Below are 16,753 nucleotides of genomic sequence, written 5' to 3' on the forward strand. Positions count from 1 at the left end.
CAAAATAAAATTGATGCCAAACAAGGATAATGAAGCCGTTTTCAGGAAGGCATATATTTACCTATCATACAGCGTGTTAGGCGGAAGCTTCATTTTATTGGCTCCTAAAGGTAGTAAAATAAAGGTTATTTATCAAATCGGAATGCTATCGTGCTATTATCTAAGGATTTCCATGCGACTAGCATCGAGGCGCAAAAAGATAAACAACAGGAATGTGAACGACCACAGCGATGACCCGCCATAGCTGAAGAACGGAAGTGGAATACCAATCACCGGCACCAGACCGATAGTCATACCGATATTAATAGCGAAGTGAAAAAATAGAATTCCGGCCACACCATATCCATATACCCGACTAAACCGGGAGCGCTGTCGTTCGGCAAGGAACAACAAGCGTATCAACAATATCATGAATAGGATAATCACTGTCGAAGTCCCAAGAAAGCCCCACTCTTCGCCTACCGTACAGAAGATAAAGTCGGTACTCTGCTCGGGCACAAAGTTGAACTTTGTTTGGGTTCCTTTCAGGAAACCTTTTCCCGTAACGCCCCCCGAACCAATGGCAATTTTCGATTGATTCACATTGTAACCTACGCCCAACGGATCGGAACGAATGCCCAGTACCTCATCAATCCGGTCGCGCTGGTGAGCAACCAACACGTCCTCATACACAAATGAAACAGAACGGCTGAGTGCCAGTGAGCTCACAAAGAACAACACGACCCAAAACACTGGCTGAATTCTTTTCCGGATACCGTAAATAATGAAAATGAAAATCGAAATTCCTGTTGCAACATATAAAATCATAGCCGTCGACCATCCGGGACGAACCATGTGACTAAACAAGTACACAACACCCAGGATAGCCGCAAAAATGACGACTATCTTAACGACCTCCTTCATTTTTTGGCGAACAATTCCATATGCCAGTATCGACGCAAATATGAGGAATCCGACCAAACGAACTTCATTCCAAATGAGTGTGAGAACAAACAATACCGCCGCAGCAAATCCCCAGAACAGGAACATCCCGGACAAGCCTTCGCGGTAGAAAACCAGAATGAATACGGCATAAACCAACGCCGAACCGGTATCGTTCTGAGCGATAATCAGCAGTGCGGGAATACCGATTAACATCCCCAACACCGCCAGCGATTTAAACCGGTGCATCTTGAAATTGTACTGACTGATATACTTGGCTACCGCCAGGTTCGTAACAAACTTCCCGAGTTCAGCGGGCTGCAAAGCAAAGCCACCAATCTCGAACCAGGCACGCGCACCGTTCACCTCCTTTCCGAAGAATAGGACTGCAACAAGCAGCACAATAACCACAGCATAAAAAACATAGGCAAACGCCACATAAAATTTACTATCGATAATCAGCACGGTAATGGCAATAAACGAAGCCATTAAGATCCAAATCAGCTGTTTACCATAGCGTTGGGTCATGTCCATGATGCTCTGGTGGTCTTCGTTGTACACGGCGGCGTAAATATTCAGCCACCCCATGAACACCAAAATCACGTAAAGTAGGACCGTGATCCAATCGAGATTATACCATATGTTATTCCTGCGTATCAGTTGATTGTATCTTCTTGTATAACCAGTGAATCTCTTTTTACCGCTATCTCTTTAGGAGGTACCGTATCCCTTTCGGGAGTTTTATTTGTCGTGCTGCTGACGGTTGTTTCCGTTTCTGCCGGAGCCTTCTTTTTAGGCTTTTTCGGTTCCAGCAAATTGGCTTCCATCATGCGTTTCTCCAGCCATTTCCTTCCGGAAGAAATCGAATCCGTCAGGTATTTTTCAATCATCAAACTGGCAATCGGTGCAGCATACCGGGCACCCCAGACTCCATTCTCTACATAAACAGAAATGGCAATCTTCGGATGATCAGCCGGAGCAAATGCCATGAAAACCGAGTGATCGGCCCCATGAGGGTTCTGTGCCGTTCCGGTTTTTCCACACATCGTAATCCCTGGAATCCGGGACATTGCCGCGGTTCCACCGGGCTTTAGCACTTCCTCCATTCCTTCAATAATTTTCGGGAACTGAGTAGTGTCGATATCAGTATAATGCCGCTCTGTAAACCGCGTGGGAATATTTTCATTCTGAATTTTCTTTACTATATGAGGAATATAATAATAGCCCCGGTTTGCCAATGTTGCCGCATAATTAGCCAGCTGCAAAGGAGTAATTCCCAGCTCGCCCTGCCCAATGGCCAGCGAAATAATCGGCAAAGCCCGCCAACGGGACCCTTTAAACACGTACTTCTCATAAAAATTGGAAGAAGGTACAAATCCTTTCAGCTCATTTGGGAAATCGGTTCCCAGCGTACGGCCAAAACCAAAACTCATTACGTATTTCCGCCAGGTATCATAGGCCTGTCGAACATCCGGGTATTTGGGATTCTCCAGTATACTGCGAAACTCCTGGGCATAGTATGCGTTACAGGATTCGGCAATAGAACCACTTAATGTAAAAACGGTATCGTGATGGCACCCCATATGATAATTACCAACTGTATAACCATAATGACAGGCATAACGAGTATAGGGTGTTAGGACTCCTTCCTGCAGTCCAATCAGGGCATTCACCATTTTAAAAGTCGAGCCCGGCGGATATTGCGCCATAAGTGCGCGGTTGAACAAAGGGTTCAACGTATCACGTGCCAGCGCCAGGTAATGTTCACCCCGATCACGACCGACCAACAAATTGGGATCGTAGGTCGGCGAACTGACCAATGTCAGCACCTCACCTGTCGAAGGTTCGATGGCTACAATACTTCCGGCTTTTCCCTGCATCAGCTTTTCGCCGTACCGTTGCAAATCGGCGTCCAGCGAAGTCACAACATTCTCCCCAATCACTGCGGTTGTATCATAACGCCCGTTCTGGAAAGAGCCTTTTATCCGGTTGTGTACATCCACCATCAGGTAGTTGACTCCCTTTTTACCTCGAAGCTCCTTCTCGTATGATTTTTCGAGTCCGGTAATACCAGCATAATCACCCGTTTCGTAATACGGATCCTTTTTAATCATCTGCTGGTTCACTTCGCCAACGTAGCCCAGCACGTGCGATGCGATCTTCTGCGGATATTCCCGAAGCGTACGTGTTTGCACGAAGAAACCGGAAAATTTGTACAACTGTTCCTGCAGAATGGCATATCGCTGAGCCGACAACTGCTTGATGATTACGGAAGGTTTAAAGTAAGAGTAATCCTTTGCTTTTTGCAGTTGCTCCTTCAGCTCTTCTTTCGTTACACCGGTAATATTGCAGAAATTCAGGGTATCGAAAGGCTGCAATTCGCGAGGTGTAACCAGCACATCGTAAGCAGCCTGATTGTACACCAACAGTGTCCCCTTCCTATCGTAAACCAATCCTCTCGCCGGGTAATTCACAATACGGCGCACCACGTTGTTGGTAGCTGAAAGTTTGTACGATGTATCAACCACCTGCAGCGTAAACAGGCGAATTAAATACATCACAGCTACCACTAAAAATATGGCTGCAATAAGATATGTACGTTTTGCGTTGGAATCCACCACTATTAATTTCGAACCGTGCTATTTCCGGAATACCAGATACTGGCTCAAAACTATTAAAATTATCGATAAAAAGGCGTTGATGATTGCTTTAAGCAACGTATGAAATAACCCGTGCAGGGTAAATGCTTCCACGAAAAAGAGAAACAGGTTGTGCGCCAACACCAGGATAACAGCGTACTTCAGGAACCACTCGAAACCGTATGTACTAATTCGCGGTGCGCTTCCCGGTTCATACGTGTCCCTGGAAGAGATCAACATCAAAACTCCGGGCCGTAAAAAAGCTGTGAATACCGTAGCTGAGGCATGAATTCCCGGCGTATTGGAGAAAATGTCGATTGTCAATCCCAGTAAAAATCCGAGTATCAGCAACAGATAACGGGGCGTATCGAACGGCAGCAATAGAATGAAAAGAATATAGATGAATGGAGAATACATTCCCCCCAATTGCACATTGTTGATGAGCAGGACCTGAACCAGGACCAGCACAACATACATAATGCCGTATTTCAGAATATCATTGATCATTTTCGTCCGTTGATTCGAGCTTCAGTATTTCGTCGCGTGTTTTGTTCTGAATGACATCTACATACACCAGGTTCTTGAAATCGACCGAAAGGTCTACCGTGATTTTGTAAAAATTGCTACCTCCCTGGAGTGAATAATCAGAAACGGTTCCCAACATCAATCCTTCCGGGAAGATGGCCGAATAACCGCTGGTTACAATAGTATCGCCTTTGGCCACATCTACATGAAACGGAATTTCATCGAGTTCGGCCTTGCGATAATCGTCGCCATTCCACGTAAGCGAACCAAAATAATTGTTACGCTTGATCTTTGCGCTAATCTTCAACCGGTTGTTCAGGAGCGAAATAACGGTACAGTAATTTTTCGACACGTTCGTTACCACACCTACCACACCATTGCTGGAAACCACTCCCATATCGGGTTTTATTCCATGCCGCGAGCCTTTATTCAGTAAAATATAATTATGAACCCGGTTCACAGAATTATTAATCACCTTGGCAGTGAGGAAGAAAAAGTTTTGCTGATACAGTGAATCTTGTTGCGGAGCATCGTTCCCTATCTTCGAAAGCTCTTCGCGCATCAACTCCGAGCGCAACTTGGCATTTTCTTCAGCCAGTTCGTCATTGAGCTGTTTCAAGGAAAAATACTGCGCAATCCCCCAATAACCGTCATAAATGCTTCCGGTTAACTGATTACTGGAATTCAAAAATTTCACACGCTGATAATTATTGTACTTCACGATCATCGTGATGGACAACACTTCCAGAAATACAAATAAAAATACGGCGTGGTACTTAGCCAGAAAACGTAGTAAATTCCTCATAGGCAAAAAAGGGAGGAATATACTCCTCCCTGGTCTGCGTTAATATTATTTCATGTTAACGAAGAAGGAATGAGAATTTGTCCACATTCTTCAGTGCAATTCCGGTTCCTCTGGCCACAGCCCGCAACGGGTCTTCAGCAATGTGGAACGGAATATTAATCTTATCGGACAGGCGTTTGTCGAGCCCGCGCAGCAATGCACCACCACCTGCCAGCCAGATACCGCGGTTCACGATATCGGCATACAACTCCGGCGGAGTTTGCTCCAATGCACTCAATATAGCTGTTTCAATCTTCGAAATCGATTTTTCCAGGCAATGCGCGATTTCCTGATAAGATACCGGAACTTCGATAGGCAATGCCGTCATTTGGTTCGGTCCCTGGATGATAAAATCCGATGGTGCGTCCTCTAACTCAGACAATGCAGCACCTACGTTGATTTTAATCTCCTCCGCTGTACGCTCACCAATCTTGATATTGTGCTGGTGGCGCATGTATTCCATGATGTCGCCGGTCAGGTCGTCACCCGCGATACGGATGGACTTGTTGGTCACAATTCCACCAAGCGAAATAACAGCAATCTCGGTAGTACCACCACCGATATCGACAATCATATTTCCCTCGGGTGCTTCTACATCGAGGCCGATACCAATAGCTGCCGCCATCGGTTCGTAAATCATATAAACTTCGCGGCCGCCGGCATGCTCCGACGAGTCGCGTACTGCCCTGATCTCCACCTCAGTTGAGCCGGACGGGATACAAACTACCATTTTTAATGCCGGTGAAAACAAACGGCTTTTCGGATGAATCATTTTAATCATCCCTCTGATCATCTGTTCAGCCGCGTTAAAATCAGCAATCACCCCGTCGCGCAACGGACGGATGGTTTTCAGATTCGCGTGTGTTTTCCCCTGCATCTGCCTTGCCTTCTCCCCGATGGCGACCATTTTTTCGGTTTTCATATCGATGGTCACGATCGATGGTTCATCAACAACAATTTTATCATTATGAATAATGATGGTATTGGCCGTACCAAGGTCGATGGCAATTTCCTGGGTAAGAAACGAGAATAGGCCCATACGTGTCTTAGTTCATTTATTGTTAATACTTCTCAATGTTTAAAATGCCGGATTCCGGTTACGACCATCGCCATATCATGCGCATCGCAGAATTCGATGGAGTCTTTATCCCGGATTGATCCCCCCGGCTGAATCACACAATCGATCCCCTCGTTATGTGCAATTTCTACCGAATCGGCAAATGGAAAGAACGCATCAGATGACATCACAGCGCCCTTCAAATCAAAACCAAACGATTTTGCTTTTTCAATGGCATGCTTCAGTGCATCCACCCGGGAAGTTTCGCCAACGCCACTCGCCAGCAGTTGTTTTCCCTTAGCTAGAACGATCGTATTCGATTTTGATTGTTTAACCAAGCGATTTGCAAACAATAAATCTTCCACCTGTTCTGCTGTAGGTACTTTTTTGGTTACCGGCTTCAGCTCTTCGGCTACTTCCTGCTTCCTGTCTTTTTCCTGCACAATCACTCCATTCAGCACACTCCGGAACTGTACATCCGACGTCTTCGCATCTTTCCTTATCAGGATGATACGGTTCTTCTTACTCTCCAAAACTTCGAGTGCTTCCGCTGAATATGAAGGAGCAATAATTACCTCAAAGAAAATCTTATTCGCTTCGGCAGCGGTAGCTGCATCTACTTCCCGGTTGGTAATTAAAATTCCACCAAAAGCAGATACCGGATCACCGGCCAATGCATCTTTCCATGCTTCTACAAGATTCTCGCGGCTGGCACATCCGCAGGCGTTGTTGTGTTTCAGGATAGCAAAAGTCGTGTCGTCATACTCGTCAATCAAACTGACGGCTGCATCGATATCCAGCAAATTGTTGTATGAAATCTCCTTGCCGTGAAGTTGCTCGAACATTTCGTCAAACTTGCCGAAGAAAACACCTTTCTGATGAGGGTTTTCGCCGTAGCGCAACGACTTCGACTCATTCTGGCTGGCACGGAAACTTTCCGGCCATTCGCCAGCAAAATAATTATAAATAGCAGTATCGTAATGCGAAGAAGTTGCAAAGGCTTCTCCGGCGAAAGCTTTCCTATCGTCCAGCGAAGTTTCGCCTCCTTTTTCATCTAGCAAAGCCTGCAACGCTTCGTACTGACCGCGGTGGGAAACAATCAGTACATCATTAAAATTCTTGGCGGCTCCCCTAATCAGCGCAATTCCACCAATATCAATTTTCTCAATAATATCAGCTTCCGAAGCTCCTGTGGCAACCGTTTCCTCAAAGGGGTAAAGGTCGACAATTACCAAATCGATTTCAGGAATCTCGTACTGTTTCAGCTGTTCCTTATCTCCTTCATTCTCCCTGCGAGCGAGGATTCCACCAAACACCTTCGGGTGAAGCGTCTTTACTCGTCCGCCTAAAATGGAAGGATACGTGGTTAAATCTTCAACTGCTGATACCGGCACATTCAATTCACTTATAAACTTTTGTGTGCCCCCGGTCGAATAGATCGTTACCCCCAGCTCATTCAGTTTTTGAACAATGAGATCCAGTTTATCTTTGTGATAAACAGAAATCAACGCTGATTTTATCTTCTTTAAGCCGCTCATTTATAATTATTTAACTTTTACCCGCAAAGTTAATAAAAAGCCGTAAGTTTTCAGGCCTTTTATAAATTGATTTATAATATTTTCAATAAACATAAAAACAAAAGCGAGCCAAGGTCCCTTTTTTTTATTTTTCCTACCTTTAAACAACCATTAAACGCTATGCTTCTACTCAAACTCATACTCGAAAGTTTCCGTTTTGCATACAATGCTTTAATCGTAAACAAATTGCGAACATTTCTTTCGCTTTTGGGAATTACGATCGGCATTTTCTGTATCATATCGGTTTTAACTGTGATTGATTCGCTGGAACGGGCCATTCGCAACAGTATGGAGTCGTTGGGTACTAATGTAATTTATATTCAGAAATGGCCCTGGGCACCGCCGGAAGGGGAAACGGAATATCCCTGGTGGAAATACATGAACCGCCCGGTTCCCAAACTACAGGAAGCCGAAGATATCATGCGGCGCTCTCAACTCACGCGCGAGGCTTCTTTCAACGTTTTTTACCGGCGCACTGTACAGGTAGGTAAGAGTAGAGCCGAGAATGTGGAAATCGTGGGAACCTCGCCGGGACTAATTCACATCTGGTCGCTGGATGTAGCACGCGGAAGGTCATTCTCTGAAATTGAGATGAATTCAGCCCGAAACCTCGGCATGCTGGGAGCCGATGTCGCATCACAACTTTTCCCAAATGAAGACCCGGTTGGGAAAACCATCAAAATACAAGGATATAAGATTTATATCATCGGCGTCTTCACCAAAATGGGAGAAGATATGTTCGGTACCAGCATGGACAAGCGGGTGCTGATTCCTATCAAATTTGCGGCCCGCCTGGTCGATATCCGCAGCGATATGGGGCAAAGCATTATTGTAAAAGGGAAAGACGGCGTATCGGCACAGCGGCTTCACGATGATTTGGAAGGAGTAATGCGTTCGATCCGGCGACTTAAACCCAGCGAAGAGAATGATTTTGCACTGAACGAAGTGAGCCTGATTTCGGGCCAGCTCGATAATTTCTTCCGGATTTTCAACCTGGCAGGATGGATCATCGGAGGATTTGCCATCCTTGTGGGAGGTTTCGGCATTGCCAACATCATGTTCGTTTCGGTGAGAGAACGTACTAAAATAATCGGTATCCAGAAATCGCTCGGCGCAAAAAATTACTTCATCATGCTGGAATTCCTTTTCGAATCGGTCGTACTTTCGGTTATGGGAGGATTAATTGGTCTATTGATCGTATATGGAGGGGCCGTTTTCGTCAGTCTCGTTTCGTCCTTCCAGATCTCGCTAACGCTGGGAAACATTCTCACCGGAATTTTTATTTCGGCCACCATCGGAGTAGTAGCCGGGATGTTACCGGCACGAAAAGCATCCGGCCTCGACCCGGTAGAAGCGATCAATACGGTTTAATTTCCGGACGAACGTACCTTTTCTATTTCACGGGTCAACTCAATAAACTCCTGAACAGACAATTGCTCCGGACGTTTTTTCAACCAGACAGGATCGAGTTCGTCGATTTCCGGAACCAGTCCCTTCAAACTGTTTCGCAACGTTTTGCGTCGTTGATTAAAGGATTGCTTCACGATAGTGAATAACAATTTCTCGTCGCATTCCAACGATTCCACCTTGTTTCGGGTTAACCGGATAACAGCCGATTTTACTTTCGGTGGCGGTGAGAAAACGTGTTCGTGTACTGTAAATAGATACTCGATATCGTACCAGGTCTGCAGCAGCACACTCAGAATTCCGTAGGTTTTACTTCCAGGTCCGGCCGCGATACGCTCAGCGACCTCTTTCTGGATCATTCCCACCACTTCGGGAATATGATTACGGTATTCCAGTACCCTGAAAAAAATCTGGGACGAGATATTATAAGGGAAGTTTCCAATCAAAGCAAAAGGTTCGGAAAGGCGTTCCGACAAATTCATCTTCAGAAAATCACCCGAAATTACGCGGTCCCCAAGTTCAGGGAAATGCTCGTGCAAATAAGCAACCGATTCCCGGTCAATCTCAACTACATACGTTTGCAAGTCCTTCTCTTCCAGCAGAAATTGCGTTAACACGCCCATACCCGGCCCAACTTCCAGCACTTGTTTAATATCCTTCTTCTGCAGGCTCTCCACAATCTTGCGGGCAATATTTTTGTCCGTTAGAAAATGCTGTCCCAGGTTTTTCTTTGCCCTTACTGTCATATCCGAGTTATCAAGACTTAGACTAAATGTGTTGTGTTTCCCGAAAAAAGCTAAATTTGCTCAACTTAAAAGAAGTCCAAAAGTACAAAAATTCAGTGGCTTTCGCCCGAAGACGATAGTAGATTGCCCTGGTAATTTACCAATCCAAAAACCCGAATCGTTTTGAAGAAAAAAATACTCGATATAGCCAAGGCACTAATTTTTTTGGCATTAGGCATATTTCTCTTCTGGCTGGTTTACCGTGGTCAGGATATCGACCGCATTAAATCGGTGTTGAAAAATGACGTCAATTATCGCTGGATTTGGTTTTCACTGTTTCTTGGCCTGCTAAGTCATATCAGTCGCACCTTGCGCTGGGTCATCCTTATCAAACCTTTAGGAAAAAAGCCCCGCAAACTCAACACTTTTTTTGCCGTAATGATTGGCTACTTAATGAATTTGGCCCTTCCGCGTTTGGGCGAAGTTTCGCGTTGCGGCGCCCTGTCGAAGTACGAAAATATTTCCATGTCGAAATTGCTGGGTACCGTGGTACTCGAACGCTTTGTCGACGTCATCATGCTCCTGCTGCTTACCTTGTTTGTGTTTGTTACACAGTTCGACAAGATGTTGCTCTTCCTGCATCACAACCCGGAAGTTGAAGACAAAGTGCTTGCTGTTCTCACTTCGCCGGTACTAATTGGAGCTGTAATTTTCGGAATTGCAGCCCTCATTATCTTCCGAAAGAAATACGGCCATCTGCCGGCAGCTAAAAAATTCAACGAAGTACTCAGCAATTTTGGAGAAGGGTTCCGCTCATTCAAAACCATGGATAATAAGCTGGCGTTTGTTTTCCATACGGTCTTTATCTGGGCTATGTATTTCCTGATGAGCTACGTTTCCTTCCAGGCTTTTGGATTCACCAGCGGCTTACCTATTCTGGCCGGCATGACTGTTTTTGTGCTGGGAAGCTACGGGATGGTTGCCCCTGTTCAGGGAGGAATTGGCGCCTGGCACGTGATGACCATCGAAGGTTTGGCCCTTTACGGAGTGGCGAAGAGTAACGGCGTTATTTTCGCCTTTTTGGTGCATGCGGCTCAAACGTCCATGATGCTTATCGTCGGTTTGATTTCCCTTTGGGCATTGCCATTCATTAACCGTCGCCGGGCTTAGCACCGGAGAATTTTTCGCTACCTTTACGCAAAATCATTACCAAGGTGTCCCGAATCAACACAGAACTCTATATAGCACGTAGGATTTTTTCCACCCGCGAGGGGAAAAAGCGATTTTCGCGTTCCATTGTTTCATTCGCCATTATCGGAATAGCCTTGGGACTCATCGTGATGATTCTCTCCGTGGCAATCGTCACCGGTTTCAAGTCGCAAATTCGCAAGAAAGTGATTGGTTTCGGTTCCGATATTCAGATAGTGAACTACGATTCCAATTCGTCATACGAAACCAAGCCCATTCCAAAACAACAACCGTGGCTCGACTCGCTGCGGGGCATGCCCGATGTCAGGCACGTGGAAATGTTTGCCACCAAACCCGGTATCATCAAAACAAAAAAAGAAATTCAGGGAGTTGTGCTGAAAGGAGTCGGCCCCGATTTTGACTGGAGCTTTTTCCGCAAAAACATGGTCGAGGGCAAAATCTTTCATGTGAATGATTCGCTTCGTACCGACGACGTCATCATCTCGCAGCAGCTGTCAGACTTGTTGAAACTGAAGTTGGGCGATCCGCTGTTCATGTATTTCCTGAACGATGCTTCGAGTGCTCCGCGCATGCGTCGTTTTAAAATAACCGGGATATACAAAACCAATCTCGAAGAGTTTGACAAGTTGTTCATTCTTGCCGACATCAAGCACATTCAGCGTTTGAATAACTGGACGAATAACCAGGTAAGCGGATTTGAAGTTGCGCTGAATAATTACGACGAGATAGATCACATGACGCAGGAGGTTCGTAACCTCACACTTCGATACGAGGATCAGAAAAACCTGCCGGTTTTGCGAACCGTGAGTATCAAATTTAAGTATCCGCAGATTTTCGATTGGCTGAACCTCCTCGATATGAACGTCTGGGTTATTCTGGCTCTGATTTTAATGGTCGCAGGATTCAACATGGTATCCGGCCTGCTGATTCTGATCCTGGAACGCACCAACATGATTGGTATTTTGAAAGCGCTGGGAACTGAAAATCTGAGTGTGCGGAAAGTGTTTCTTTACCTGTCTACTTTCCTTATCGGGAAAGGTATGCTGTGGGGCAACATCATTGGTTTGCTTATTTGTTTCCTACAGGCACAGTTTGGTATCATCAAACTCGATCCAACTTCATACTACGTCAACACCGTTCCCATCAACCTTAAGCTGCTTCACTTTGTTCTGTTGAATGTCGGAACGCTGGTAATTACCGTGTCGATGCTGGTGATTCCTTCATGGTATATTTCCCGCATCACCCCGGACAAAGCCATCCGGTTCGATTGATAAAACATAAAACGGAAATTTGTAAATTCAGAGTCATTTATGACAGACTTTTATCAAATACAATCCTATCTCCGGTTTGCGCTTTCGCATTCCCTTCCGGGAGAAAAAGCACATCGCTTGCTGCTTCCCGTCGGGCGAAAACTAAAGCCGGTTACCAGTGATTTGTCTGTCAATCAAAGCGGTGTTTTGCTGACATTGTTCCCCGACAATAAGGAACTTTACACCTGCTTCATTCGGCGGCCGGAAACCATGAAAAATCATGCCGGCCAAATTTCTTTCCCGGGAGGAAGACAGGAAGAACAGGACCCCGATTTGATTGCTACCGCCTTGCGGGAATCGCAGGAAGAAGTCGGCGTGATTCCTTCCAACATCGATATTTTGGGGAGACTGAGCCCGTTATACGTGCCGGTCAGCAACTTCTTTATCTCGCCGGTAGTTGGCTGGAGCGACTCAAAGCCGGATTTTCAGATCAATCACACCGAAGTGGATGATTTGATTTTAGTTCCGGTCAACGAATTACTGGCCCCGAATGCCATCCAAACCACGCAGATTGAAACGCGAAACGGTGCCAGGGAAGTTCCCTGTTTCCACTTCAACGGTCATATTATCTGGGGTGCTACCGCAATGATTTTCTCCGAATTCCGGGAAGTTCTGAAACAGATGCCTGTCAGGACGCCTTAAACAAGTTGCGGTAATGCAGGTACCGGTCCCAAACCTCTTTCACGTAGTTGTAAGGTTCTTCTCCGCGACAATATCCCCACTTCACTAGCGGATCCTTGTAATACTTCGCCACTGATTTGTGCAGCAGGAAGTAATCGACATTACCATCCCAAATATTCGGATCTTTTCCGTATTTCCGGGCCAAACGACGGGCATCGAGCACGTGTCCCAATCCAACATTGTAAGCAGCCAGTACGAATTTCAACCGTTCAGTCTTATCTGGAATATCGTCGGAAAAATAATTGTCGAGCCACGAGAGCATCTGTGTTCCGCCATAAATATTCTGTTTCGGATCGAACAGATCGTTTACATTGAACCAATCGGCCGTTTCGGGCATTAACTGCATCAAGCCAACGGCTCCTGCCCACGATTCGGCATGGGGATCGAAGCGCGATTCCTGGTAAATGATTGAAGCCACCAAACGCCAGTCCCAGTGAATTTCCTTACTATCTTTCTTAATGATAGAATCGTAGCGCGAAAGATGGTTCCCATTGAGCGAGTGATAATTGCTCTGCACGATAGAAGCAGTGCGCGGATTACGAAAATACTTATTGTACAGTTTCCGGTACTGGTCCGACTTGCGGAAATTCTTAATCCACTCATCGATGTATTGCTTCAGCGAAGGCGAATCTTTACGAACTGCCCAAGCCAGGTACTGAGGAAAACTGACCGGAGTTTTCACATCGAGGTTGGGGTAGTAGCCTTCGTTGACTTTTCCAACGTTCTCGTCGCAAACGGTGTAATCGATTTTTCCTTCGGCGACCATCGCTACCAACTGTTCCACGCCGTAAACCGAGTCTTCTTTTAAGTGGATTTCAGCTCCAATCTCGTCGGACAGACTGCGCATCCTTTCCGCGTAAGCGGTATTCTTCTGCACATAAATTGTCTTCCCGGCAAGGTCGAGCTGATTACGGATCAAATGTTGATTGATCTCCTCTTCGGTCATTTGACGCCAGTTCTTGGGTTTCCGCTGCACCAGTACCTGACGGGTTTGTCCCAATGGGTAAGTAAACGAAACAATCTGATTGCGCTCTTTCGTTATCGTCAGGTTTTTGGCCACAAGGTCAACCCGGCCGGCATTCAAATCATTAAATGTCTCCTTCAGGTTATTCCGTACATTGATTTCCAGTGTTACTCCCATGTGTTTGGCCAGGGCTTTCAGCAATTCATACTGAAATCCCATAGGACGACCACGGTAGACGAAATAGTTTGTGGAGTTATAATCTACAACTGCTTTCAGTTTCCCGTCCTTCAGGACTTTGTCCAATTCGTTCGTTTGTTTTGGGAAATGGTCATCCTCGACACGTGTTGGAGCCGTCGCCCGCTCACATGAAATGACCAGTATAGAGAAAACAGTGAAGAGAAGAAATATGTATCTTCTGGTTCTCATAAGCTAAATGTAAGGGAATAATTGCAAACGTGCCAAATGCCGGCCGGTCTAGTTGTAGAACGACCAGGCTACGCCAAAGCACATAGTTGCAATCTGTTCGGGATAAGTTGGGGTTCTAAAATAGCCCCCGTTCATAAACTTTTCACCCAGGTTCGAATATTTCAAATAGAACCGGGTACGCTTAAGTTTAAGATTGATAAAGGCATCGAGCCAAGGGTAGTTACCGATTTTTTCGGTATTCTGAACATAAAATACTCCAGTTGCCGGATTATAATTATCGGCATAATAACTGGATTCGTAATGAAAATCAAACCCGATTTGCACATGCAAAACTTGCGAAACCAGCGTTTGATAATAAGTACGGTTCCGGAACATGATCTCCGGTAGATGAAGATATTTATCAGTAGTAGTCCATTGATAAACAAACTTGTTATAAAAATGTAGTCCTCCTGCCACAAACTCCTTGGCCAGATAAGCCTGCATGACAGAGAACTCCGAGCTTGCTTGCTCGGGCACAGCGTTCTCGTTAAAATAAATATAGTTATTAACGATACGATAATCAGCACCAGTGGTCAGATGCCAGTGTGGATTGTCGTAATATCCGCCCACTGATAAGTTGTAGGTTCTGTCGAAACTATTATCCCATTTATAGTGATTCGAGAAGTAATGCTGCAGGAAATAATCCGGCGTCTCGTTTTGCATTCTTCCGTAAATGTGAAGCACCGACGTATCACGCTTGGTACGAATGGGCTTTTCGACATAACCGCTGATGTCAAAATCACCAAATTTATATCCTTGTATGTAGTATTTTCCAAAAGCATTCCAACTCCAGAACTTTCCTTCGGTACGGTACAATGCACCACCGATATACGTGTTCGTGATGTTATGCGACTGTGTCAACCCGACGGTATCGTTCGCACCTTTCATCGGGTAGTAAACTTTAATCAAATCGTTCCCGATGAATGCCTGCTTTCCGAAGGAATACTTCCGGTCAGCCGACTCCAGGACTTTCATCCGAAAAGTATTGGTAACCCGCGTTTCACCAGCTTTATCGTTGGTAGCCAAATCGGATGTGGTCCCCACTTTTGAATTTATCAATGGCTGGTGTCCATTCCCGTAAAAGTAAACTGTATCCACCGGATTACTGAACACAAAATACGGATTCGGGTCCGTTTCAGTGAATGCGCGTTGACTGTTAGCAAAATCGATGGTATGCATGAAAGCCACACGGGGAACGAATTTTTGATACATCTCATTCTCCTCTTTCACCTCCTTCCAGCTTCCTACTTTAAACTGGTGCGATAAACTCGCGTACAGATTCTGCATTTTCGAGTTGGCGCCATCGAGCCAAACCGGCATGTTCTCCGGCTTCAAATCCGGATTCTTAACATCCGTTGGGCGAAGCAATCCACCACTTTCCTGATTCTTAAAACTGTTGTGCCCGACGGTAAACCAGAGGTCATACTTCGGGCCATTGTAACTCAAAAACAGACTCAGGTTATTGTCTTTGGCTTCCGCATTGAGGTATTGCCCCTGCGAACCAATCGAGCCGTAATGAATCCCAAAATTAAACTCGGGCGATACATTTTGCGTGTGCAAAACATCCAGCCAGGTTTCGCCATTGGGCCGGTTATTGAACCACTGTCCGTATTGCAATAGGGTATAAGGAGTAGTGGTATTGTAGTAATCGGTCGTCCTGGGCCAAATACCATAGGCACCGTGATTGTTCAGAAAAATAAAATCCGAATATTGCTTACGGTTAAAGAATTGATTGCTTTGGTAAGCCGTCCCAAAGTTTCCCAGGTTTTGCACCGAAATATTATTCTCGTAATAGGGCTTGTACTCCTGAAAATCCGTTAGGGCTGTATCAAGCTGTACGCGCTGCGGACGCGACAAGCCGTCCACCATATTAAATACATGAATGATCGAAACGATGGAGTCCTTTGAGTCCTTCTTTTGTGGATTGGCAGACAGACGTTGCTTGCCCACATTCTCGGGCATACCACGTTGAGCCTTCACCGTGCCGGCCAACGCCAGCAGGATAAACAAGAGTCCTATTTGTCTCTGAAAATTCATCTGCGCAAAGATAGCTATTTCGGCGTCGTGACCTTACTTCGCGACCATTTTATCATATGTTATATGGTCTGTTTCATATCAAATCCTCTGCAATGCCAGTTAATATAAGTTTTTGCCGATTTATTAAACTATCGTTAAACCAACCACTTACTAACTCATTGGTAGTTTATTCTTTAACAAAGATAAACTGCTATCGTCAGCTTATTAATTATTGTTAATAATGAACTGAAGGTATAGAGTGATATCATGCTTTTTACATAAAAAAGCCCGACTCCAATAAAGGAACCGGGCTTTTGATAAAATAAGCGGCGACCTACTCTCCCACATCTCTGCAGTACCATCGGCGCTGACGGGCTTAACTTCTCTGTTCGGAATGGGAAGAGGTGGAACCC

General features: G+C 45.4%; 13 protein-coding genes and 1 rRNA gene. 4 read left to right on the plus strand and 10 right to left on the minus strand.

Annotated elements, in window-relative coordinates; translation table 11 throughout:
* Positions 1 to 156 precede the first annotated feature (156 nt).
* From rodA to purH, 6 genes are read right to left on the minus strand one after another with little or no spacing between them, the layout of a single operon-like run.
* Complete coding sequence (rodA, locus tag CLV93_RS15885) at positions 157 to 1,581, minus strand: rod shape-determining protein RodA (RefSeq protein WP_106543194.1); 1,425 nt, start codon at positions 1,579 to 1,581, stop codon at positions 157 to 159.
* Entirely contained in the window at positions 1,578 to 3,539 is a 1,962-nt protein-coding gene (gene mrdA, locus CLV93_RS15890) for a penicillin-binding protein 2 (RefSeq protein WP_246187202.1), read from the minus strand. Before mrdA ends, rodA begins: the two co-directional genes overlap by 4 nt.
* Before the next feature lie 21 nt (positions 3,540 to 3,560).
* Positions 3,561 to 4,067 carry a rod shape-determining protein MreD gene (gene mreD, locus CLV93_RS15895; RefSeq protein ID WP_106543196.1) on the minus strand — a complete coding sequence of 169 codons (507 nt, stop codon included), beginning with the start codon at positions 4,065 to 4,067 and terminating at the stop codon, positions 3,561 to 3,563.
* Positions 4,057 to 4,890 carry a rod shape-determining protein MreC gene (gene mreC / locus CLV93_RS15900; RefSeq protein WP_106543197.1) on the minus strand — a complete coding sequence of 278 codons (834 nt, stop codon included), beginning with the start codon at positions 4,888 to 4,890 and terminating at the stop codon, positions 4,057 to 4,059. The genes mreD and mreC overlap by 11 nt, the downstream gene beginning before the upstream one ends.
* 55 nt (positions 4,891 to 4,945) lie before the next feature.
* A complete protein-coding gene (locus CLV93_RS15905; RefSeq protein ID WP_106543198.1) occupies positions 4,946 to 5,968 on the minus strand; it encodes a rod shape-determining protein in 1,023 nt (340 codons plus the stop codon).
* A 32-nt stretch (positions 5,969 to 6,000) separates the two neighbouring features.
* Positions 6,001 to 7,524 (minus strand): bifunctional phosphoribosylaminoimidazolecarboxamide formyltransferase/IMP cyclohydrolase, encoded by a 1,524-nt coding sequence (gene purH, locus CLV93_RS15910; RefSeq protein WP_106543199.1) that lies wholly within the window; start codon positions 7,522 to 7,524, stop codon positions 6,001 to 6,003.
* Between the two features lie 159 nt (positions 7,525 to 7,683).
* On the opposite strand from purH, the gene CLV93_RS15915 reads away from it, so the two are divergent.
* Positions 7,684 to 8,934, plus strand: a complete 1,251-nt coding sequence (locus CLV93_RS15915) for an ABC transporter permease (protein ID WP_106543200.1) — start codon at positions 7,684 to 7,686, stop codon at positions 8,932 to 8,934.
* Here CLV93_RS15915 and rsmA read toward each other — a convergent pair.
* Positions 8,931 to 9,716: a 16S rRNA (adenine(1518)-N(6)/adenine(1519)-N(6))-dimethyltransferase RsmA gene (gene rsmA / locus CLV93_RS15920; protein ID WP_106543201.1), complete on the minus strand. Its 786-nt coding sequence runs from the start codon at positions 9,714 to 9,716 to the stop codon at positions 8,931 to 8,933. The genes CLV93_RS15915 and rsmA overlap by 4 nt on opposite strands.
* A gap of 162 nt (positions 9,717 to 9,878) precedes the next feature.
* On the opposite strand from rsmA, the gene CLV93_RS15925 reads away from it, so the two are divergent.
* From CLV93_RS15925 to CLV93_RS15935, 3 genes are read left to right on the plus strand one after another with little or no spacing between them, the layout of a single operon-like run.
* Positions 9,879 to 10,865, plus strand: coding sequence for a lysylphosphatidylglycerol synthase transmembrane domain-containing protein (locus CLV93_RS15925; protein WP_211297874.1), 987 nt, complete (start codon positions 9,879 to 9,881; stop codon positions 10,863 to 10,865).
* Between the two features lie 44 nt (positions 10,866 to 10,909).
* The gene (locus CLV93_RS15930) at positions 10,910 to 12,175 is read left to right on the plus strand and encodes an ABC transporter permease (RefSeq protein ID WP_211297875.1); all 1,266 of its coding nucleotides are present in this window, start codon (positions 10,910 to 10,912) and stop codon (positions 12,173 to 12,175) included.
* A gap of 39 nt (positions 12,176 to 12,214) precedes the next feature.
* Complete coding sequence (locus tag CLV93_RS15935; RefSeq protein ID WP_106543203.1) at positions 12,215 to 12,856, plus strand: NUDIX hydrolase; 642 nt, start codon at positions 12,215 to 12,217, stop codon at positions 12,854 to 12,856.
* Here the strand turns inward: CLV93_RS15935 and CLV93_RS15940 are convergent.
* From CLV93_RS15940 to rrf, 3 genes are all read right to left on the minus strand, one after another.
* Entirely contained in the window at positions 12,843 to 14,285 is a 1,443-nt protein-coding gene (locus CLV93_RS15940; RefSeq protein ID WP_106543204.1) for an MltF family protein, read from the minus strand. The two genes, CLV93_RS15935 and CLV93_RS15940, sit on opposite strands and share 14 nt — an antisense overlap.
* Positions 14,286 to 14,333: 48 nt before the next feature.
* A complete protein-coding gene (locus CLV93_RS15945) occupies positions 14,334 to 16,361 on the minus strand; it encodes a putative porin (protein WP_106543205.1) in 2,028 nt (675 codons plus the stop codon).
* Positions 16,362 to 16,661: 300 nt separating this feature from the next.
* Positions 16,662 to 16,753: ribosomal RNA gene (gene rrf / locus CLV93_RS15950) — 5S ribosomal RNA — on the minus strand; the annotation flags it as partial.

It is taken from the genome of Prolixibacter denitrificans (genome assembly GCF_003014495.1).
In the GTDB taxonomy this organism is placed as follows: Bacteria; Bacteroidota; Bacteroidia; order Bacteroidales; family Prolixibacteraceae; genus Prolixibacter; species Prolixibacter denitrificans.

Excerpts from the sequence above, each read along its gene's own strand:
- CLV93_RS15945 (WP_106543205.1), bottom strand. The coding sequence starts at position 16,361 with ATGAATTTTCAGAGACAAATAGGACTCTTGTTTATCCTGCTGGCGTTG.
- rsmA (WP_106543201.1), bottom strand. The coding sequence starts at position 9,716 with ATGACAGTAAGGGCAAAGAAAAACCTGGGACAGCATTTTCTAACGGAC.
- mreC (WP_106543197.1), bottom strand. The coding sequence starts at position 4,890 with ATGAGGAATTTACTACGTTTTCTGGCTAAGTACCACGCCGTATTTTTA.
- CLV93_RS15915 (WP_106543200.1), top strand. The coding sequence starts at position 7,684 with ATGCTTCTACTCAAACTCATACTCGAAAGTTTCCGTTTTGCATACAAT.
- CLV93_RS15905 (WP_106543198.1), bottom strand. The coding sequence starts at position 5,968 with ATGGGCCTATTCTCGTTTCTTACCCAGGAAATTGCCATCGACCTTGGT.
- CLV93_RS15935 (WP_106543203.1), top strand. The coding sequence starts at position 12,215 with ATGACAGACTTTTATCAAATACAATCCTATCTCCGGTTTGCGCTTTCG.
- CLV93_RS15940 (WP_106543204.1), bottom strand. The coding sequence starts at position 14,285 with ATGAGAACCAGAAGATACATATTTCTTCTCTTCACTGTTTTCTCTATA.
- purH (WP_106543199.1), bottom strand. The coding sequence starts at position 7,524 with ATGAGCGGCTTAAAGAAGATAAAATCAGCGTTGATTTCTGTTTATCAC.
- mreD (WP_106543196.1), bottom strand. The coding sequence starts at position 4,067 with ATGATCAATGATATTCTGAAATACGGCATTATGTATGTTGTGCTGGTC.